Source organism: Streptomyces sp. RerS4 (assembly GCF_023515955.1).
Taxonomy (GTDB): Bacteria; Actinomycetota; Actinomycetes; order Streptomycetales; family Streptomycetaceae; genus Streptomyces.
In genome coordinates this window covers 664,456-686,573 of the sequence record NZ_CP097322.1, presented here as the reverse complement: position 1 = coordinate 686,573, position 22,118 = coordinate 664,456, and the positions used below count along the sequence as shown (strand labels likewise).

4 protein-coding genes are annotated in these 22,118 nt (G+C 74.3%); all 4 read left to right on the top strand.

From position 1 onward, the window contains the following. Positions 1-64 precede the first annotated feature (64 nt). The 4 genes from M4D82_RS03190 to M4D82_RS03175 all read left to right on the top strand — a co-directional run bounded on the left by M4D82_RS03190 (position 65) and on the right by M4D82_RS03175 (position 22,104). Positions 65-4,624, top strand: coding sequence for a type I polyketide synthase (locus tag M4D82_RS03190; RefSeq protein ID WP_249764554.1), 4,560 nt, complete (start codon positions 65-67; stop codon positions 4,622-4,624). Next, entirely contained in the window at positions 4,621-13,278 is an 8,658-nt protein-coding gene (locus tag M4D82_RS03185; protein ID WP_249764553.1) for a non-ribosomal peptide synthetase, read from the top strand. Before M4D82_RS03190 ends, M4D82_RS03185 begins: the two co-directional genes overlap by 4 nt. Positions 13,279-13,369: 91 nt before the next feature. Next, a complete protein-coding gene (locus M4D82_RS03180; RefSeq protein ID WP_249764552.1) occupies positions 13,370-18,973 on the top strand; it encodes a type I polyketide synthase in 5,604 nt (1,867 codons plus the stop codon). Further along, positions 18,970-22,104: a non-ribosomal peptide synthetase gene (locus M4D82_RS03175; protein WP_249764551.1), complete on the top strand. Its 3,135-nt coding sequence runs from the start codon at positions 18,970-18,972 to the stop codon at positions 22,102-22,104. The genes M4D82_RS03180 and M4D82_RS03175 overlap by 4 nt, the downstream gene beginning before the upstream one ends. The last annotated feature ends 14 nt before the right edge of the window (positions 22,105-22,118 follow it).

Sequence of the window (22,118 nt, the reverse complement as noted above, 5' to 3'; positions counted from 1 at the left end):
CGGATCAACGCCGCCCCCGCCCGCCGACGCGCAGGACCGCACCGAGCCACCAACGGAGAACATCTTGAACGCACAGCCACGTCACCCGGACGGGGACGACCGGGTCGACACCGACGGGCGGATCGCCGTCATCGGCATGGCGGGGCGGTTTCCCGGAGCCGAGTCGCCCGACGAACTGTGGGACCTGCTGGAGAGCGGGGCCGAGGCGATCTCCCGGTTCACCCCCGAGGAACTGCGCGCCTCCGGCGTGCCGCAGGCCGACGCGGCGGCCCCCGGCTACGTACCCGCCAAGGGCGTCCTGCGGGACATCGCCGGGTTCGACTCCCAGCTCTTCGGCTACAACGCCCTGGAAGCCTCGGTCATCGACCCCCAGCAGCGCATCTTCCTCGAATGCGCTTGGGCGGCGCTGGAGGACGCCGGCTGCGACCCGGACAGGGCCCCGGGGCCCGTGGCGGTCTACGCCGGATCGCTGCTGAGCACGTACCTCATCCACAATCTGCTGCCCCGCACCGATCTGCGCGCCAAGCTGGGCGTCCCCCTGCTCTTCCAGGGCAACCAGCCCGACCAGTTGGCCGGTCGGGCCGCGTACAAGCTGAACCTGCGCGGAGCGGCCGTCAGCGTCCAGACCGCCTGCTCGACCTCGCTCGTCGCGGTGCACATGGCCGCACAGAGCCTCCTCACGCAGGAGTGCGACCTCGCCCTGGCGGGCGGTGTCACCGTCACCGTGCCGCACCGCTCCGGCTACCTGCCCGTCGACGGGGGCATCGAGTCGCCCGACGGCCACTGCCGCCCCTACGGCGCCGGCGCCAACGGCACGGTGTTCGGCAACGGCGCGGGTGTCGTCGTCCTCAAGCGGCTGGCCGACGCCCTCGCCGACGGCGACCGGATCCACGCCGTGATCCTCGGCTCGGCCGTCAACAACGACGGCGCCGCCAAGGCGGGTTACACCGCCCCCGGCGTCACCGGCCAGGCGGCCGTGATCCGCGAGGCGCTGTCGGTCGCCGACGTCTCACCGCGCTCCATCGGATATGTGGAGGGCCACGGCACGGGCACGGCGCTCGGCGACCCGATCGAGATCGAGGCGCTCACCACCGCCTACCGGGCCGCCGACCCCGGTACGGACACCACTGCCTGGTGCGCGCTCGGCTCGGTGAAGTCCCGCCTGGGCCACCTGGACACCGCGGCCGGCATCACCGGCTTCATCAGCGCCGTCCAGGCCCTGCGTCACGGCCGGATACCCGCCACCCTGCACGCCGACGGCGACACCCCGGCCTCCGACCTGAACGCGACACCGTTCTTCGTCCCCGACCGGCCCACCGAGTGGCCGGCCGTCGACGGACCCCGCCGAGCGGCCGTCAGCGCGTTCGGCATCGGCGGCACCAACGCCCACGTGGTCCTGGAGGAGGCGCCGCACCCGGTCGCCGGCCCCGTCGACGGCCACGGCACGCAGGAGAAGACCGCGCTCCCGGTCCCGCTGCCGCTGTCGGCCCGCACCTCCACCGCCTTGGCGGCCGCCGCCGAGCGGCTCGCCGCACACCTCGACGCGCATCCGGACGTCCCGCTCGCCGACGTGGCCCGCACCCTGCGCGCCGGACGCCGCCGCCTGGACCACCGACGGGTCGTCCTCGCCCGCGACACCGCCGAAGCCGTCACCGCGCTGCGCAACGGCGGACGCCGCGACACCGTGGAGGCCCGCACCGACCGCGTCGACGCGCCCGTGGCGTTCCTGCTGCCCGGACAGGGCACCCAACTTCCGGGCATGGCAGTGGGCCTGTATGACGCGCACCCGGTCTTCCGGGCCGCGCTGGACGAATGCGCCGAGCACCTGAGGCCGCACCTCGGACAGGACCTGACCACCCTGCTGCGCTCCGGCGACCAGGAGGAACTGCGGCGCACGTCCCTGCTGCAGCCCGCCGTCGTCGCCATCGGGTACGCCCTCGCCCGTCTGTGGGAACACTGGGGCGTACGTCCCACGGCACTGCTCGGCCACAGCCTCGGCGAGTTCACCGCCGCCGCGCTGTCCGGTGTCTTCGCGCTGCCCGAAGCCCTGCGGCTGGCCGCCGTGCGCGGTCGACTCATGGAGGAGACGGCGGTCGGGGGCATGCTCGCGGTGCCGCTCGGCGAGGCCGACGCCATCGAGGCGGCCGCCCGGTACGGGCTCGACCTCGCCGCGGTCAACGGCCCGGCGGCCACCGTGCTGTCCGGCCCGGCCGACGTCGTCGACCGAGCCCACGCCGACCTCGAAGGACGCGGTCTGCGCCCGCTGCGGCTGCCGGTCGACCGGGCGTTCCACAGTGCCTTGTGCGACGAGGCCGCCGCACGCTTCGCCGAGGAGGTCGCGGGCGCCGCGCGCCAGGCGCCCGCCGTGCCGTTCGTCTCCGGGGTGACCGGTGACCGGATCACCGCGGAACTGGCCTGCGACCCCGCCTACTGGGCCCGGCAGATGCGCGAGCCGGTCCGCTTCGACCGGGGTCTCGACACCCTGACCACGCTGGACGAAGGTCTCGTCCTCGTGGAGAACGGCCCCGGAAGCGTCCTCACCGACCTGGTGCGGTCGGTCCGTTCCGCGAACGGCGGAAAAACACGGCTCGCCCCACCGCCGCTGCCCTCCCGGGGCCGTCGAGGCCCCGAGGACGAGCCCGCCGCCGCGGCACTGTCGCTGGCCGGGCTGTGGGCCCACGGCGCCCACGTCGCGTGGGAACCCGCCGCTCCCGGCGCACGGGTGACCGGCCTGCCCGGCTACCCCTTCGAGCACCGGCACCACTGGATCGAACCCCTCACGCAGACCCCGTCCGCCGATCCGACGCCCGCTCACCGGCCCGCGGGCCACGTACCGGGGGACACGGCCGACGCCGTGCACGCCACGCACGTCTGGCGTCCGGCGGCCACCGCCGGCGAGCCCGTCGACCAGCTCTCCGGCCGACGCCGGACCTGGCTCGTCCTGATGGATCCGGAGGGCGCGGCCCAGCCGGTCGTCGACCTGCTGACGGCACGCGGCCAGATCGTCACGGTCGTGCTGCCCGGCACCGCGTACCGACGCGTCCGGCGCGGCGTCTACGAACTCGACCCGGCCGACCCGGCGCAGTACGCCAAGCTCCTCGCCGACCTGCGGGCGCTGGTCCGCACGCCCACCGCCGTGCTCTACGCCTGGGGCCTCGGCACCGGGCACGACACCGCGGCCGCCGCCCCCGACGAGACCGCCTGCTACTTCGGTCTGGTGCGACTCGCCCGCGCCATGGCCGACGAGAGCGTCGTCAACGAGGTGCGCCTCGGCGTACTGACCCGCGGCGCGTTCCGCACCACCGCCGAAGAGCGCCCCGACCCCGCGGCCGCCATGCTCAGCGGCCCCGTCCAGGTCCTCCCCGAGGAATACGCGAACCTGCGCTGCTCCCAGGTCGACCTGGAGGTCGGCGGCGCGCTGGACGCGTCCCGCGCCGAAGCCGTGCTGAACGCCGTGCTGGCGGCGCCCGCCCGGCTCCTCGCCCTGCGCGGCGACGACCTGCTGGCCCGTACCGTCGAGGCCGTCGAGCGTCCCGTGCCCGACTCGGCCGACCGCCTCCCCGAGGCCGGCACCTGGGTCATCACCGGCGGTCTCGGTGGCATCGGACGGACCCTCGCCACCCGCCTGGCGCGCGTGCCCGGCGTCCGGCTGGCCCTGCTGGGCCGGCACGTCCCCGACGGCGACGACGGCGGACCGGCCGCCGCACTGCTGCGGGAACTGCGCGTGACCGGGACCGAGGTCCTCGCACTGCGGGCCGACGTCACCGACGCCGGCTCCCTGAGCGGAGCCCTGGACGAGGTCCGCGCCGCCTTCGGCCCCATCGACGGCGTCGTGCACGCGGCCGGTGTGCCCGGCGGCGGCTCCGTCGCCCTGCGCGACGACCAGGACGCACGCGCCGTGTTCGGCCCCAAGGTGACCGGCACGCGGAACCTCCTCGCCGCCCTGCGCCCCGAAGAGGCCCGGACGCTCCTCGTCTGCTCCTCGCTCGCCACCGTCGTACCCACCTACGGTCAGGCGGACTACGCGGCGGCCAACGCCTACCTCGCGGCCGCGGCCGAGGCCGAGGCGGCCGGCGGACGCCACGCGATCGCCGTCGACTGGGACATGTGGGCCGAGGTCGGCATGGCCAGTCAGGCCGAAGTTCCCACCGACCTCAAGGCGTTGCAGGAACGCATGCTCGCCGGGGCCCTCACGCCCGAGCAGGGCGCGCGCGCCTTCTCGGCCCTGCTCGACGCGCCGGCGGGCCGGGCGGTGGTGGCCCGATCCTCCGCCTCCGTCACGGACGGGACCCTCCGCCTCGCGGACGAAACCGCCGGGGCACGGCCCCAGGCGGTCGCACTGCCCCGCCCCGACCTCGCCACCGCCTACGTCGCTCCGCGCACCCCGACCGAGGAGAGGCTCGCCGAGATCTACGGCGAGATGCTCGGCATCGACCGGGTCGGCGTCCACGACGACTTCCTCGGACTCGGCGGACACTCGCTCCTCGCCGCGCAGATCGTGGCCCGGCTGCGGGCCGAGTTCGAAGTCGACGTGCCCGCCCGTGCCTTCTTCGAGGGCGGCACCGTGAACGACCTCGCCGAGCTGATCGAGGAACACATCCTCGCCGAACTGGAGAACCAGTGACCAAGCCCACCGACCGGGAAGCGCGTCTCGCCCGGCTCACCCCCGAACGACGGGCCGCCTTCGAAGCCCGCCTCCGCGGCCGGGCGGCCGACGCGGCCACGGCACCCACCGGCGGCACGGCCGGCAACACCACCGCCGGGGAACCGATCCCTCCCGTGACCGGCCCGGCCCGGCTCTCCTTCGGGCAGGAGCGGCTGTGGTTCCTGGACCAGCTCACGCCGGGTGTCGGCGTCTACAACGAGTACGTGGCCCTGCTCCTCACCGGCCGGCTCGACCTCGCCGCGCTCGACGCGGCGCTCACCGGGCTCGTCGAGCGCCACCAGGCCCTGCGCACCGTCGTCGATCCCGCGGACGGCACCCCCGTGCTGCGCGTGCTGCCCGCTCCCGAGACCGTCCTGCGGGTCGTGGACACGGACGCCGGTGTCGACGGGGCAGCGGAGCCGGGCGAGGACGGCCTGCTGCCCGCGGAGCGGGCCATGGCCGAGGAAGAGGCCGCGCGCCCCTTCGGCCCCGAGAACGGTCCGTTGTTCCGGGCCCTGCTGATCAGGTCCGCGCCCGACCGGGCCCTCCTGGTCGTGGTCAACCACCACATGGTCGGCGACGCCTGGTCCAGGTCCGTGCTCGTGGACGACCTGTGCGCCGGCTACCGCGCCCGCCTCGACGGCACGCCGGCCGCCGACCGGCCGCTGCCCGTCCAGTACGCCGACTGGGCCGCCTGGCAGCGCGGCGAACTCACCGACGAGCACCTGGCCGGTCAACTGACGTACTGGCGGGACCGCCTGAAGGACGCACCGCCGCTGCTCGACCTCGTCACCGATCGTCCGCGCCCCGCGCTGCCCACGCACCGCGGCGGCCGCGTCCGCTTCACGCTGGACGCCGGCCTCAGCCAGGCCGTGGAGAACGCCGCCCGGGAGGCCAGGGCCACCCCCTTCATGGTGACTCTCGCCGCCTGGCAGGCCGTCCTGATGCGGCACTCCGGGCAGGAGGACATCGTCGTCGGCGTGCCGACCGCCGGCCGCGACCGGCCGGAACTGGCCTCCCTGGTCGGCATGTTCGTCAACAGCCTGGTCCTGCGGGGCGACCTGTCCGGCGACCCCACGTTCGGCGAGTTGCTCTCCCGGGTCAGGGAAGTCTCCCTCGGCGCGCTGGCGCACGCCCAGGTTCCCTTCGAACGGCTCGTGCGCGAGCTGAGCCCCGACCGCACCCGCGGCTACGCGCCGCTCTTCCAGGTGCAGTTCGGCTACCGCAACGTCCCCGAGAGCGAAGTCACCCTGCCCGGTGTCGAGGTGCGCGTCGTCGACCTCGACAACGGACTGTCCCGTACCGACCTGCACCTGGAGCTGGCCCGGCGGGGCGACGTCACCGAGGGCATCTGCGAGTACAGCCGCGACCTGTTCGACGAGGACACCGCGCGCACCCTCACCGACGCCCTGGAACGGGTGCTTCGTCGCGCCACGACCGATCCGGACCTGCGGCTGTCCGAACTCCTCGCCCTCACCCCCGTCGAACAGGCCCTCCTCGAAGCGTCCGCCGACGGTGGAGCACTGCCCGAGGGCGCCGTGGACGTACTCACCGCCTTCGCCGAGGCCACCGGCGACCGCCCGGATGCCGAGGCGGTCGTCTGCGCGGGGACCTCGCTCACCTTCCGCGCACTCCACGACCGGGCCGCGGAAGTCGCCGCACGACTGCGGGCCGCGGGCGTCCGGCCGGGCGACCGGGTCGGCGTCGGCCTGCGCCGGTGCGCGGACCTGCCTGCCGCGCTGCTCGGCGTGCTCATGACGGGCGCGGCCTACCTGCCCCTCGACCCCGACTACCCGCAGCAGCGACTGCGGTACGTGTGCGAGGACGCGACGCCCACCGCCCTGGTGATCCACGCCCCGACGCGGGAGATCTTCTCGACCGTCGGGACGCCCCCGGACGGCGTGCCGTTGGTCGACCTCGACCTGCCCGCCGACGTGGCGGGCGCGGCCGACCGCGCCACCCCGGCCGCCGACCCCGAGGCACCGGCGTACGTCATCCACACCTCCGGCTCCACGGGCAAGCCGAAGGGAGTGGTGGTCCTCCACCGCAACCTCACGGCGTTCCTGGCCGCCATGGACCGGGTCGTGGAGACCGGCGACCGGCCGGTGACCTGGCTCGCCGTCACCAGCGTCTCCTTCGACATCTCGGTGCTCGAACTGCTGTGGACGGTCAGCCGCGGCCACCGCGTGGTCCTCACCCCGGACGCGGGCACCACCCCCGCCCACGCGCCCGCGGTCGCCGCGCCCGAAGCCACGTCCGCCTCACCCGAGTTCAGCCTCTTCTACTTCGCCAGCGGCTCCGGCCGCACCGTGACGGGACCGGAGCAGTACCGGCTCCTGATGGACGGCGCCCGCTTCGGTGACGAGCACGGCTTCAGCGCGGTGTGGATGCCGGAGCGGCACTTCCACGAGTTCGGCGGCCCCTTCCCCGCACCGTCCGTCCTCGCCGCCGCCGTGGCCACCGTCACCCGGCGCATCGGCATCCGCGCCGGCAGTGTCGTCATGCCGCTCCACCACCCGGTCCGCGTGGCGGAGGAGTGGTCGGTCGTCGACAACCTCTCCGGCGGCAGGGTCGGGCTGTCCTTCGCGTCCGGCTGGCACATGGACGACTTCGTCCTCGCCAAGGACGCCTACGAGGACCGACAGGCACGCACCATGAACGGGCTCGACGAGGTACGCAGGCTGTGGCGCGGCGAACAGGTGGCCTTCGAGGGCCCCCGCGGCCGGACCGTCGAGGTCGGCGTACTGCCCCGCCCCGTCCAGGCCGAACTGCCCGTGTGGCTCACGTCATCGGGCAACCCCGAGACGTGCCGCAAGGCGGGCGAGGCCGGAGCACGGCTGCTCACCCACCTGCTCGGCCAGAGCGTCGAGGATCTCGCCGAGCGCATAGCCGTCTACCGGGAGGCATGGCACCGCGCCGGCCACCCCGGGGATCCGCACGTCACCCTGATGCTGCACACCTTCATCGGCAGCGACGCCGAGGACGTCCGCACGCACGCCTGGCAGCCGTTCCGCGACTACCTGCGCTCCTCCGTCGGCCTGATCGAGAACATGGCCCGCGCGATCGGCATCGACATCACCGCCGACGACTTCACCGAGGACGACCAGGAAGCCCTCCTCGACCACGCCTGCACCCGCTACCTGGCCGACAGCTCGCTCATCGGCACGGTCGAGGACCGGCTGCCCCTGGTGCGCCGGCTCACCGAGGCCGGCGTGGACGAGATCGCCTGCCTCCTCGACTTCGGCGTCGACGTGGACGCGGCGCTGGGCGCCCTGCCCGGACTGGCAGGTCTCAGGAACCGGGCCACCACGACCCCGATCGCCGCGCCCCCCGCGCAGACCTCGCTCACCTCGCTCACCGAGCTGATCCGCGCGCACGGCGTCAGCCACATCCAGTGCACCCCCTCGCACGCCCGCGCGCTCCTGGAGGAGGCGGACACCGCCGCCCTCGGTGGCCTGAGGCAACTGCTCCTCGGCGGCGAGGCCCTCGACGCCGAACTCGTCCGCAGGCTCGCCGAGCACGTGCACGCCCCCATCGGGAACCTGTACGGCCCGACCGAGGCCACGGTGTACGCCACCGCGGACCTCGTCGACCCGGCGGAGGGAATCGTCACCATCGGACGACCCCTCGCCGGCTACACGGTCCGCGTGCTCGACCCGCACGGCCGGCGCGTCCCCATGGGCGTGCCCGGCGAGCTGTACATCGGCGGGGCCGGCGTCAGCGCCGGATACCTGAACCGCCCGGAACTCACCGCCGAACGGTTCGTCGCCCTGCCCGGCTCCACCGATCACGACGCCCCCGCGGAACGGCTCTACCGCACGGGCGACATCGTCCGCGTACGCCGCGACGGCCGGGTCGACTACCTGTCCCGCAACGATCACCAGCTCAAGATCCGCGGCTTCCGGGTCGAGGCGGGCGAGGTCGAGGCCGCGCTCGCCGCCCTGCCGACGGTCCGTCAGTGCGTCGTGACGGGCCACGGCCTCGGCACGGCGGCAGCCGCCCTCGCCGCCTACCTCGTGCCCGCCTCCCCCGAGGCGCCGCCGACCCCGGCCGAGCTGCGCGCCGAACTGGCCCGCAGCCTCCCCCGGTTCCTCGTCCCGTCCCACTTCGTCATGCTCGACGCGCTGCCGCTGACCAGCAACGGCAAGGTGGACCGCGGGGCACTGCCCGCCCCCGGCCCGGAGCGGGCCGCCACCGCGGAGTTCGTCGCGCCGACGACTGCGGCCGAGGAAGTGATCGCCGAGATCTGGCGCGAGGCCCTGCGGGTGGAACGCGTCGGCGTCCACGACGATTTCTTCGAACTCGGCGGCCACTCCCTGTTGGCCACCCAGGTCGTGGCCGGAATCCGGCGCGCGCTCGGCGTCCGGCTTCCGCTGCGCGCCCTCTTCGAGGCGCCCACGGTCGCCGCCCTCGCCCACGCCGTGGCAGCACCCGGCGGCGCCGGGCCGGAGGCCGGAGCGAGCGAACCCTCCGCCCCGGTCGTGCTCACTCCCGACCCGGAACACCGGCACGATCCCTTCCCGCTCACCGACGTGCAACGCGCCTACTGGATCGGCCGCAGCGGCAGCGTGGGCGGCGACGTCGCCTGCCACCTGTACGTCGAGCTCGACGTCGACGACGTCGACCTGCCCCGACTGGAGCGCTCGTGGCAGGCGCTCGTACGGCGGCACGACGTGCTGCGCATCGTGGTGGGCGAGGACGGGGCCCAGCGCATCCTGGCGGACGTCCCCGACTACCGCATCGAAGTGGACGACCTGCGTGACCTGGACGACGCCGCACGCGACAGCTGGCTGGAGGCGACCCGCGAGGCGATGTCCCACCAGGTGCTGCCCTCCGAGACCTGGCCGCTGTTCGACATCCGGGCGAGCCGCACCGGGGGCAACGACGCCCGGCTCCACTTCGGCATCGACACCCTGCTCGCCGACGGCGGCAGCGTGCGGATCCTGCTGCGCGAACTGCTCGCCGTCTACCGTGGAGATCCCCAGGAGCAGCCGCTCGAACTGTCCTTCCGGGACTACGTCATGGCCGAGCAGCGGCGCCGCGGCGGACCCGAGCGCGAACGCGACCTGAGCTACTGGCGCGACCGGCTCGACACCCTGCCGCCCGCGCCCCCGCTGCCGCTGGCCCGGCGCCCCGAGGAACTCCCGGAAATCCGGTTCCGACGCCGCGAGGCGTACCTGGCGGCGGACGTGTGGAGCCGACTGAAGGAGCGCGCGGCCGCTGCCCGGATCACCCCTTCGGCGCTCGCCCTCTCCGCGTACGCCACCGTGCTCGGCACGTGGGCCGGTACGGACCGCTTCACCCTCAACCTCACCCTGTTCAACCGGGTGGGCGACCACCCCGACCTGCCCGCGCTCGTCGGCGACTTCACGGCACTCACCATGTTGGAGGTGGACGGCGCCGCGTCCGGCGCGTTCGAGGAGCGGGCCCTGCGGATCCAGAAGCGGCTCTGGGAGGACCTGGACCACCAGCTCGTCAGCGGTGTGTGGGTCGTCGGCGAGCTGGCTCGCCGCCGCGGCGTCGCCGACGCCGTCATGCCCGTCGTCTTCACCAGCGAACTGGGCCTCGCGGACGCCGGAGCCACCCCGCTGGCCGGAGTGGGGGCACGGGTCGCTTACACCATCACCCAGACTCCTCAGGTCTGGCTCGACCACCAGATCGCCGAAGCCGACGGCCGGCTGCGACTCACCTGGGACGCCGTCGAGGCGCTGTTCCCGGCCGGTGTGCTCGACGACATGTTCGCCGCGTACACGGCGCTGCTGACCTCCCTCGCGGAGGAGCCGGGCTCCTGGACCGACGAGCACAGGGAAGTCCTGCCCCCCGAGCAGGCCGCGCGGTACACCGCACTGAACGACACCGCGGGGCCGCTCCCGGACGGTCTGTTGCACGAGCCGTTCCTCGCCCGTGCCGGCCGACAGCCCGACCGCGTCGCGGTCGTCTCCGCCACCGGTACGGTCACCTACGGTGAGCTCGACCGGGCCTCGCTCGCCGTAGCCCGCAGCCTCCACCTGGCGGGCGTGGGCTCCGGTGACCTCGTCGGCATCGTGGCCGACCGCGGGTGGGAACAGGTCGCGTCAGCCATCGGCGTCCTGCGCGCCGGAGCCGCCTACCTTCCCCTGGACAGCGGCCTTCCCGCGGCACGCGTCGCCCGCTCCCTCGAACACGCGGGAGCCGTCGCCCTGCTCGTGCCGCCCTCCGCCCCGGGCGGGGACGGCGCGCCGGAAGGCGTCTCCGTCCTGCGCTTCGACGAGGCCGTCGCGGCCGGCGCCGCGGCCGGTCCCGAACACGACCCGCTGCCCTCCACCGCGCCGGGCGACCTGGCCTATGTGATCTACACGTCCGGGTCCACCGGCGACCCCAAGGGCGTGATGACCGACCACCGGGGCGCCCTGAACACCGTCACCGACGTCAACGACCGATTCGAAGTGGGGCCCGAGGACCGGGTGTTCGCCCTGTCCTCCCTCGGCTTCGACCTCTCCGTGTACGACATCTTCGGCACGCTCGCCGCGGGCGCGACGCTCGTCCTCCCGGGTCCGGGCGAGGAACGCGATCCGGTCCGCTGGGCGCGGCTCGTCGCCGAACACGGCGTCACCGTGTGGAACTCGGTGCCCGCACTGATGGAGATGCTGCTCGTGCACGCCACGGGCAACCCGGCCGTGAACGTGGAGAGCCTGCGGCTGGTCATGCTCAGCGGAGACTGGATCCCCGTCGCGATGCCCGACCACATCAGGTCGGTCGCCCCGAAGGCGGAGGTCATCAGCATGGGCGGCGCCACCGAGGCATCCATCTGGTCCGTCCTGCATCCGGTCGGCACGGTCGATCCGGAGCGGCCGAGCATCCCCTACGGCCGTCCCATGCGCAACCAGACGATGTACGTCCTGGACGACGCCTTCCGGCTCCGGCCCACCGGCGTACCCGGCGCCCTGTACATCGGCGGCGTCGGCCTCGCCACGGGCTACCGCAACGCACCCGACCTCACCTCCGGGGCCTTCCCCACGCACCCGGTCACCGGGGAGCGGCTCTACCGGACCGGCGACCTCGCCCGGCTCATGCCGGACGGCGACCTGGAGTTCCTCGGGCGCGAGGACTCCCAGGTGAAGGTGCGCGGCATGCGCATCGAACTGGGCGAGATCGAGGCGGCGCTCGTGCGCACCGAGGGCGTCCGCGAGGCCGCCGCGCTCGTCGAGGGCTCCGGCATGTCCGCTCAGCTCGCGGTGTACGTCGTACCGGACGCGACGCCGTCCACAGCCGTCCGTGCGGACGCGCCCGCGGCCACCGCCGGCCTCGACGCCGAACGGGTGCGCAGGCTGGAGACGCGGTTGCGCCAGCCGGGACGGCGTGACGACCTGTCGGGACGTCAGGTCATGCCGTTCGCGCTGCCGTCGGACACGGCGGCGCTGCGCGCCGCGTCGAACGCGCGCGGCTCGGCCACCGGATTCGGCACGGGCCCCGTCCCGGCCGCCGATCTGTACGCGCTGCTCACCGTGCTGGCCCGCCAGGACGACGACGGCGTGCCCCGGTACGCGTACGGTTCGGCCGGCGGCCTCTATCCCGTCCAGACGTACCTGGCCGTCGCGCCGGGCGGCGTCGAGGGGATCGCGGGCGGCACCTACTACCTGGACCCCGCCGGCCCTGCCCTGGTGGCGCTGGAGGGTCCGGACGGCGCCGTGCGGGCCCTGGATCCCGCCCTGTACGGGGAGGCCAACAGGCCGCTGGCCGCGCAGGCGGCGTTCGCCGTGCACCTGGTCGCCCGCAACGCCGCGGTGAAGCCCGTATACGGTGAACTCGCGGACCGGTTCGGGCTGCTGGAGGCCGGAGCCATGGCCCAACTGCTGCGCAGGCGAGCCGCGGACTGCCGGGTCGGCCTGTGCCCGATCGGTGACGTGTACGCCCGGCCACTGCACGAGGTCCTGGTCCTGGAAAGCGACCAGACGGTGCTCCACACGCTGCTCGGAGGGCTCCCGGCCGGCTCGGCCACCGCCGCCACCGACGGCCAGGGCCGTTGGGCGTCGGTCCTGCGGGACGAACTCACCCGACGCCTGCCGGCGTACATGGTGCCGCGGCACGTGCGGGTGATCGACGCTCTGCCGCTGTCGGCCAACGGCAAGGTGGACCGCAAGGCGCTCGCCGGGCTGGGCGGTGCCCCCGAGGTGTCCGCGCCGCCGGCCGCGCGCGTCGCCCCACCGGCGCCGGCGCCGGCGGTACCGGCACCGGCCGCACCGGCGGCGGTGTCCGGCACCGTTCCCGGCACCACCGTGCAACGGCTCGTGGCGTTGTGGCGGGAGGTGATGGACGGCCAGGAGCTCGACATCGACACGAACTTCTTCGACGCCGGTGCGACCTCCATCCACCTGGTGCGCGTACAGCGCCGCATCACGGAGGAATTCGGCAGGGAGCTGTCGGTCGTCGCGATGTTCGACAGCCCGACGGTCCGGCGCCTCGCCGAACTCCTCGAAACCGCCGAACCGGGCACACCCGCATCCGCTCCCGCCCCGGCCGTGGCCGTCACGACGGACGCGGCACCGACGGAGCCCCAGGACGGCTCGGCCACCGCCACCGGCCGGCGCCGTCACCACGAGCGACGGCGCGCCGCGCGCCGCGCCGGCGAACCCGACAGCCCCTCCGCCGGCTGACACACCCCGGGGGGAGGGGTGGGCCATGGGCCCACCCCTCCCCCCGAACCCCGCAAGCGCGGCACGCACCGCCCCTAAGGAGACACACCGAATGACCAGTCAGGGCACCAGGAGCCTCACTGACGCGCCGGATCTGCCCGACGCCATCGCCGTGACGGGACTCATGTGCCGGTTCCCCGGCGCGCCCGACGCCGAAGCCTTTTGGGCGAACCTCGTAGCGGGCAGGGACAGCATCACCTTCCGCACGCCCGAGGAACTGGCCGCGCTCGGCGTGCCGGCCGACCGGCTGTCCGACCCGCGGTTCGTCCCCGCCGGGGGAGTGCTCGACGGCATGGACGAGTTCGACGCCGAGTACTTCGGCATCACTCCGCGCGACGCCGCGCTCATGGACCCGCAACACCGGTTGCTCCTGCAGGGCGTCGTCTCCGCGCTTGAGGACGCGGGCCAGCCCACCCGGGGGGTGGAGGGCGGCATCGGCGTCTACGCGTCGGCCGGCTTCAACTCGTACCTGACCCACCGGTTGCTGCCGCACGCCGCCGAACTCGCCGATCTCGCGGACATGCAGTGGCTGGTCGCGGGCGAAAAGGACTATCTGGCAACCCAGACGTCCTACCGGCTCGGCCTCACCGGCCCCAGTCTGAGCGTGCAGACGGCCTGCTCGTCGGCACTGGTCGCCGTTCACCTGGCGAGTGAGGCGCTGTTGAGCGGAGAGTGCGACGTGGCCGTCGCCGGAGCCGTCTCCGCGGGCGTCGCCCAGGGCCTGGGCTACCTCCACACCGAAGGCGGCATCCTGTCGCCGGACGGCCACTGCCGACCCTTCGACGAAGCCGCCGGCGGCACCGTCTTCGGCTGCGGCGTCGGCGTCGTGGTCCTCAAACGACTCGCCGACGCCGTCGCGGACGGCGACACCGTACGAGCGGTCCTGCTCGGCTCCGCCGTCAACAACGACGGCGACCGCAAGGTCGGGTTCACCGCGCCGGGCCTGGAGGGGCAGGTCCGCGTCATCGGGGCCGCCCAGTCCGTCGCCGGCATCGGTCCCGAGGACATCTCCTGCGTCGAGGCCCACGGCACCGCCACGCCCCTCGGCGACCGCATCGAACTCGCCGCGCTCGACCGGGTCTTCGCCGACGCCCCCGATCCCCGCCGGGTCCTCGGCGCGGTCAAGTCGAACGTCGGTCACCTGGACACCTGCGCGGGCATGGCCGGACTGATCAAGACGATCCTCGCGCTTGAGCACCGCACCCTGCTGCCCACCGCACATTTCGAAAACCCCTCGCCCGGACTCGACCGAAGCCGATTCCGTGTGCTGACCGAGGCCGAACCCTGGAGCGGCGAGGACGGCACCCGTACGGCCGGCGTGAGCTCCTTCGGCATCGGCGGCACCAACACCCACGTCATCCTGCGGGACGCCCCCTCGGGCGCCCGTCGCGCGCCGGGCGCCGACACGGTCGACGGCTGGCAGGTGCTGCCGACGTCCGCTCGCACGCCCGAGGCGCTGGACCGGCTGGCCACCCGACTGGAGGCGGCGGTGACGGCCCCGGCCGCTCCCGCACTCGCCGACGCGGCGCACACTTTGCAGACCGGCCGTACCGCCCACCCGTGGCGCCGTGCCGTCACGGCGGCACCCGGCCGCACGGCAGCGCTCGCCACACCCCGGTCCGCGCCGGTCCGCGCCGGCGACGCACTCGGCGGTGTCGCCCTGCTCTATCCCGGGCAGGGGGCCGGCACGCCCGGCATGGCGGCGGAGCCGTACGCCACCGAGCCGGTGTTCCGCGCCGCCCTCGACCGGTGCCTGGAAGCCCTGAGCCCGTGGACGGACGCCCCCCTGCGGGACCTGCTCCTCGACCCCGGGCACGCCAACGCCTTCGACCGCACGGAAGTGGCCCAACCCGCCCTGTTCGCCGTGGAGTACGCCCTCACCGAGTGGTGGACCGCCCTGGGCGTCCGCCCGGTGGCGCTGGCCGGGCACAGCGTCGGCGAACTCACCGCCGCCTGCGCCGCCGGGGTCTTCACCCTCGCGGACGCCGCCCGGCTGGTCGCCCGTCGGGGCGAACTCATGAGCCGGATGCCGGCCGGAGCCATGCTCGCCGTCCCGCTGCCCGAAGCCGAGCTGCGCCACATCATCGACGCCGCGTACGGCGACGCGGGCGCAGCCCCGAACATCCGGCCGGAGCTCGCCGCCGTCAACGCGCCCGATCGCTGTGTGGCGGCCGGCGAGCCCGAAGCCGTCGAACGGCTGCGGGAGCTGCTCGCCGAGCGGGGTGTGGCAGCCCGCCCACTGGACGTCCGGCATGCCTTCCACAGCCGGCACGCCGACGGACTGCTCGAAGAGTTCGCCGCCCTCGTCGCCGCCACGCCGGCGCAGGCCCCGAGGATCCCCGTGGTCTCCGGTCTGACCGGCCGACCGCTCACCCCCGAAGAGGCGACCTCACCCGCGCACTGGACCCGACAGCTGCGCGAGACGGTCCGCTTCGCGGATGCCCTGCGGGCACTGCCGGAGACGGCGGCGCTGATCGAGGCGGGACCCGGCACGGCACTGTCCGGTTTCGCCCGCCGCACCCTCGGCACGGACCGACTGGTCCTCCCGACCCTCGGGCGGCCCCGCGCCGGCGAGGACGAGCCCCCCGCCCGCCTCACCGCGGTCGCACGGCTGTGGGAACGCGGTACCGACATCGACTGGACGTCGCTGGGCCGGCGGGCCGGCCTCCGCCGCGTCCCGCTGCCGACCTACCCGTTCGAGCGGACCCGGCACTGGTTCGAGCCCTCCGCCCCGGCCGCCGCCCCACCGGCTCCTGCGAGCCCACCCGCCTCGGACACGACCGAGGGAGCCGGCCGGACCGAGGACCGGCTGCACGTGCAGGCGTGGTCCCCCTCCGTGCCGCCCGCCCCCGTGCCCCGCACGGATCTCGGTACGATCCTGCTCCTCGCCGACGCTTCGGGCCTGGCCGACGAGGTCGCCGCGAAGCTGGTCCGCGACGGCGCCCGGGTGCACCTGGTGCGCACCGCCGCCCCCGGCCTGCCGGACGCCATCGCCGCCGAGACCGACGGCCACCGGCTGGATCCCGAGGACCCGGACGCCTTCCGCGCCCTCGCGGCCGAGTTGGAATCCCGGGGAACGCCCCCGGACGCCGTCGTCTCCTGCTGGGCCGTGGACGACCCCGCCATCGACCGGGCGACCGCCGACGTCGTGGCGCGTTGCGCCCTGCGTGCCGTCACCGTGCCCGCCGCGCTGGCCCGCGCGCTGGGCGAACGGTTCCCCGGCCGCCCCCTGCGCATGCTCCTGGTCAGCGACGCCGCCCTCGCCGTGAACGGCCGCAGTCCCCGTACGCCGCACGCCGCCGCGGCTCTCGGGCCGGCGCGGGTCCTGCCCCTGGAGCTCCCGGGCAGCGCGGTGCGCGCCCTCGACCTGGACTGCGCGGCCCGTTCAGGCTCCGACCACGCCCGTGCCGCCGACGCGGTTCTCGCCGAACTGGCGGCGCTCATCCACGGTGCCGGGCCGGCCGACCCGGTGGTCGCCGTCCGCGGCCGTGTCCGGCTGGTACCCGAGGCCGCGCGCCCGGCGCTCGACGAGGGCACGCGGCCGCTCGCCGAGCCGCCTTCCGGAGCCTGGCTGATCACCGGTGGTCTGGGTGGCATCGGCACCGCCGTTGCCACGCGTCTCGCCGACCGAGCGGACCGTCACCTCGTGCTCGTCACCCGCCGGCCGGTGCCCGACGGGCCGACCTGGCACACGATCAGGCCCAAGGACGAGAAGCCCGCCTCCGCCTGCCCCCCTGAGCTCGCCCGCACCCTGACGGCACTCTCCGCGAACGGCTCCGAGGTCTGTCTCGTCCAGTGCGACGTAACCGACGAGCGGAGCCTGGGCGAGGCGCTCGACCGGGTACGCGAACGCTACGGCCGGATCAACGGCGTCGTGCACGCGGCCGGCCTGCCGGGCGGCGGTGTGCTGACCCTGCGGCGCGCGGAGGACATCGCGAGGGTCCTGGAACCGAAGGTGTTGGGCACCGTGCTGCTCCACCGGCTGACCGAGCGGGACCGGCCGGTCATGGTGCTGTGCTCGTCCGTGCTGGCCGTGGCCGGCGTGGCCGGGCAGGCGGACTACACCGGCGCCAACGCCTTCCTCGACAGCTTCGCGCACACCACGGACACGGCCGTCGCCATCGGCTGGGACCGCTGGTCCGAGACCGGAATGGCCGTGCGGAGCAGTACCGTCGAATGGAAGGACGCAGAGGGCGAGCCGCTCGACCACGAGCTGTTCGACGCCCGGCGCGACGCATCCGACGGGTGGGCCGAATTCCGCCTGCGCCGCGGCCCGCACACCGCGTGGCTGTCCCTGGAACACCGTCTGGCGGGCGAGCCGGTGCTCCCCGGCACGGCGCTGCTCGACCTGGCGCTCGCCGCGCACCGCCGGCTGACGGAAGCGGACAACGGCTGCGCCGGCCCGGCCGGCGTGCCCGCGCCGGTGCAGTTGGACGCGGTCTTCACCAGCCCCGTGCGGCTCGCCGAAGCGACACCGCCGGTGGTCGTCGTACGGCTGAGGCCGCACCCGGAGGGCGGCCACGACTGGGAGGTACGGTCGTCCACGGCCGGCGGCCGCCCGCACGGACAGGGGCGCGTCCGCCCGTACGACGGTCCCGCGCCGCAGGACATCGACCTCGAAGCGCTGCGTGCGAGTGCCACTCCCGTCGAGATCGCGCCAGGTCGGGGATCCGCCGGGTTGCTCACCACCGGGCCGCGATGGGACTGCGTCACGCAGACCCGCCGGGGCGTCGGATACGCCCTGCTGACGCTGCGACTCCCCGAGCGCCACCACGACGACGTCAACGTCCATCCGCTGCACCCGGCACTGCTCGACGCCGCCACCGGTGCCATCGCCGAGACCGCCGGCCGGCACCTTCCCGTCGCCTACCGGAAATTGATCCTGCACCGGGACCTGAGTGCTGATGGCTACGCCCGCATCGTGCCGGTCTCGGGTGACCCGCAGACCGACGACACCCTGGTCGCCGACGTCACGCTCACCGACGCCCAGGGCCGCCCGGCCGTGACCGTCGAGGGCTTCGTCCTGCGCACGGTGTCCGTCGCACCGGGCGAGAACACCCCCGGCGAGAACACCCCGGGCGAGAACACCCCTGGAGAGGAGCCCGCGCCGGTCGAGAACGGGAGCACCCGTGACGGCATCACCACCGGGGAGGGCCTGAGCGCTCTCGACGTCATCCTCGCCAACCCCCATCTGCCCCACGTCCTGGTCACCCCCCGCGTCCGGGCGGTCTCCACGGCGCCCCGCACGGCGGCGGCCCTCGTGGCCGCGAGCGCCGGGTCGGGAGCGCAGGACGCCCTCCCGGCCGACCCGGCGGGGCGGATCGCGCAGGTGTGGGCGAGGATGCTCGGCCTGCCCGGCGTGGGGCCCGACGACAACCTCTTCGAACTCGGCGCCGACTCCCTGACCATCGTGCAGATCGCCGCCGAGATGCGAAACGCGGGCCTGGCCGTGTCACCCGGCGACCTCTTCGCCCACCCCACCGCGGCCGCGCTCGCGGACCGGCTCGGCACGGGCCAGGACAGCCCGCCCGAAGCGGCCCCTCCCGCGCCCGCGGCGCCCGCCGAGACGCCGGGGCACTTCCCGGACGCCGACCTCAGCAACGAGGACCTGGCACAGGTGCTGAACCTGTTCCGGTCCGGACAGGACACGCAGTGAACGACATCGAGGACATCTACCCGCTCTCCCCCGCCCAGGAGGGGATGCTCTACCACACCACGGCTGCGCCGGAGCAAGGCCTCTATGTCGAGACGACCACGTTCAAAGTCCTCGGTGCCCTCGACCTGCCGGCCCTGACCGCCGCCTGGCGGACCGTGGTCGCCCGCCACCCCGCGCTGCGCACGGCCTTCGTCCACCAACGCATCAGCGCCCCCCACCAGGTGGTGCTCCCGGGCGCGGAAGTCCGCGTCGACTTCCGTGACCTGACGGATCTGGACGAGACGGCGCGCGCCGAGGCGGTCGAGCAGGAGGTGGCGCGGCGCCGCGGTGAACCGTTCGACCCGACCCGCCCGCCGCTGATGCGGCTGCTGGCCCTGCGGCTGCGCGCGGACGAGCACCTGATGGTGTGGACGTACCACCACATGATCCTCGACGGCTGGTCGGCCGCCCTGCTGATGGCCGAGGTCACCGCCGAACTGGCGCACCCCGGCGGCACCGCCCCCACCGCGCCGCCCCCGTTCCGCGACCACATCACGTGGCTGCGCGGCCAGGACCCCGAGCGCGATCGCGCCTTCTGGAGCGGCTACCTGGCCGACTACCGCGAGCCCGCGGTCTTCACCCTGCCGGGAACGCGTCCCGGCGCCAAGCCGTCGGGAGAGTTCCGCACGGTACGGGGCACCCTGTCCGCCGAGGCCACCGCCCGACTGCGTGACCTGGCGGCGGGCCGGTCGACCACCCTCGGCAGCGTCGTGGAGGCCGCCTGGGCGGGCACCGTCGCCCGCTACTCGGGCCGGGACGACGTGGTCGTGGGCGTCACCGTCGGGGGACGGCCGCCGCTCGCCGGAGCCGAATCGATGATCGGCATGTTCATCAACACGATTCCCGTACGGGCGCGCATCGACCACGACCTGACCGCCGAGGAGTGGCTGTCCGGGTACGCGGCCTCCCGCCATCCCGTCCTGGAGCACCAGCACACGCCGCTCACCGACGTCCAGCGCTGGGCCGGAACCGAACGCGGCGTCCAGCTCTTCGACACCGTCGTCGTGTTCGAGAACTATCCGGACGCCTCCCGGTCCGTTCTGTCCGGGGGAGAGCTCCGCGTCGCCGACGTCCGCTACGAGACCCGCACCAACTACACCGCCACCCTCGTGGTACGGGTCGCCGCCGAGCTGCGGCTCCAGCTCGTCGTGGACGCCGCCGCGTTCGGTGACGGCGAGGCCGAGCGGGTGCTCCAGCACGTCACCACCGTCCTGGAACGGCTCGCCGACCGACCGGAGATGCCCCTGCGCGACCTCCTCTCGGTGCCCGAGGAGACCCGCGGCCTGCTCCTGGACCGCTGGAACGGAACGGACGTCGACCGCACGCCCCCGCGGGCGCTGCTCGGCGGCCTGATCGACGGGGCACTGGCCGACCGACCGGACCACCCGGCGGTCGTAGCCGGCCACACCGTGTACACCTACCGGGAACTCGACACGCGGGCCACGGCCCTCGCCCGGCGCCTGGCCGCCCTCGGCGCGGGCGCCGGCGACCGCGTCGGCGTCTGCCTGGGCCGCGGCGCCGACCTGGTCACCGCACTGCTCGCGATCGCGCGCGCCGGCGCCGCTTTCGTCCCGTTGGACCCGGCGCACCCCGCCGACCGGACCGCCTACGTACTGCGGGACGCCGACCCCGCCCTCGTCCTGACGGACGGCGCGACGATCGCGGTGCCGGAAGACTGGGGCGGCACCGTACTGGACCTGTCGCGCGAGGACTCGCAAGGGGTCCCCGAGGGGGCCGCCGCGCTGCCGGGCGCCGAACCGGACGGCCTGGCCTACGTCATCTACACGTCCGGTTCCACCGGGCGTCCCAAGGGCGTGGCCGTCGGCCACCGGGCCCTCGCCAACCTCGTGGACAGCCTGGCGCTGCGGCACCCGGGCCTCGGACCGGACGACCGTTTCCTCGCACTGACCACGCTCACGTTCGACACGTCCCTCGCCGAGCTCCTGGTGCCGCTCGCGGTGGGAGCCACGGTCCACGTCGGAGGACGGACGCTCGGACTCAGCGGCAAGGAAGTGGACGCCTACGTCACCCGGCACGGCATCACCGCACTCCAGGCCACCCCCTCGCGCTATCGGGCGCTGCTGGACTCCGGCTGGCAGGGCGACGGTTCGCCGCGGCTGTACAGCTGCGGCGAGGCGTTCCCGCCCGGCCTCGCGGAACCGCTGGCCAAGCGGGGCGAGTCCGTGTGGAACATGTACGGGCCGACGGAGACCACGGTGTACTCCAGCGTCCAGGAGATCCGCGCCGAGACCACCCGCGTCACGGTCGGACGTCCGATCTCGAACACCACCCTCCGCGTCCTCGATTCCCGCGGCGGCCTGACGCCGATCGGGTGCGTCGGTGAACTGTGCATCGGTGGCGACGGCGTCGCCGAAGGCTACTGGAACCGACCCGAACTGAACGCCGAGCGCTTCGTACCGGACCCGTACACCGACGGACCCTCACGCATGTTCCGCACGGGTGATCACGCGCGCACCCTCCCGGACGGCCGGGTCGAGGTCCTCGGACGCATGGACCGCCAGCTCAAGCTGGGCGGATACCGCATCGAGCCGGGCGAGATCGAACAGGTGCTCCTGGAGGAGTCCGACATCGCCGCAGCCGCCGTCGCCGTACGCGACGACCGGCTCGTCGCCTGGACCGTGCCCGCCGACCGCGACGCTCCGGCCGCACCGGACCGGCTGCGCGAGCGGCTCCGTCGCCGCCTGCCCTCGTACATGATCCCCGAGGTCCTGGTCACGCTGAACGACCTGCCGCTCACGTCCGCCGGCAAGACGGACCTCCTCGCCCTGACCGTTCCGTCCGACGCGCCGTCCGTCGCCGCGACCGGCCCGGACGACACGGCGGGCGCGGCCTCGCCCGGCGGGCTGCAGGAAACGGTCGCCCGCATCTTCCGCGAGGTGCTGGCCCTCCCCGAAGTGGGCCTCGACGAGGACTTCTTCGACCTCGGGGGGGATTCCCTGCGGGCCATGCGCATCGCCGCCCGCATCCAGTCGGAACTGGACGCGGACTTCGACGTCGAGTTGCTCTTCGACTACTCGACGGTGCGCGAACTGGCCGCAGGCATCGCCCGGATCACCGCTGCGGGCAACTGAACGAGAAAGGTCCC

Coding starts and splice junctions, on each gene's coding strand:
- M4D82_RS03180 (WP_249764552.1), top strand. CDS start 13,370: ATGACCAGTCAGGGCACCAGGAGCCTCACTGACGCGCCGGATCTGCCC.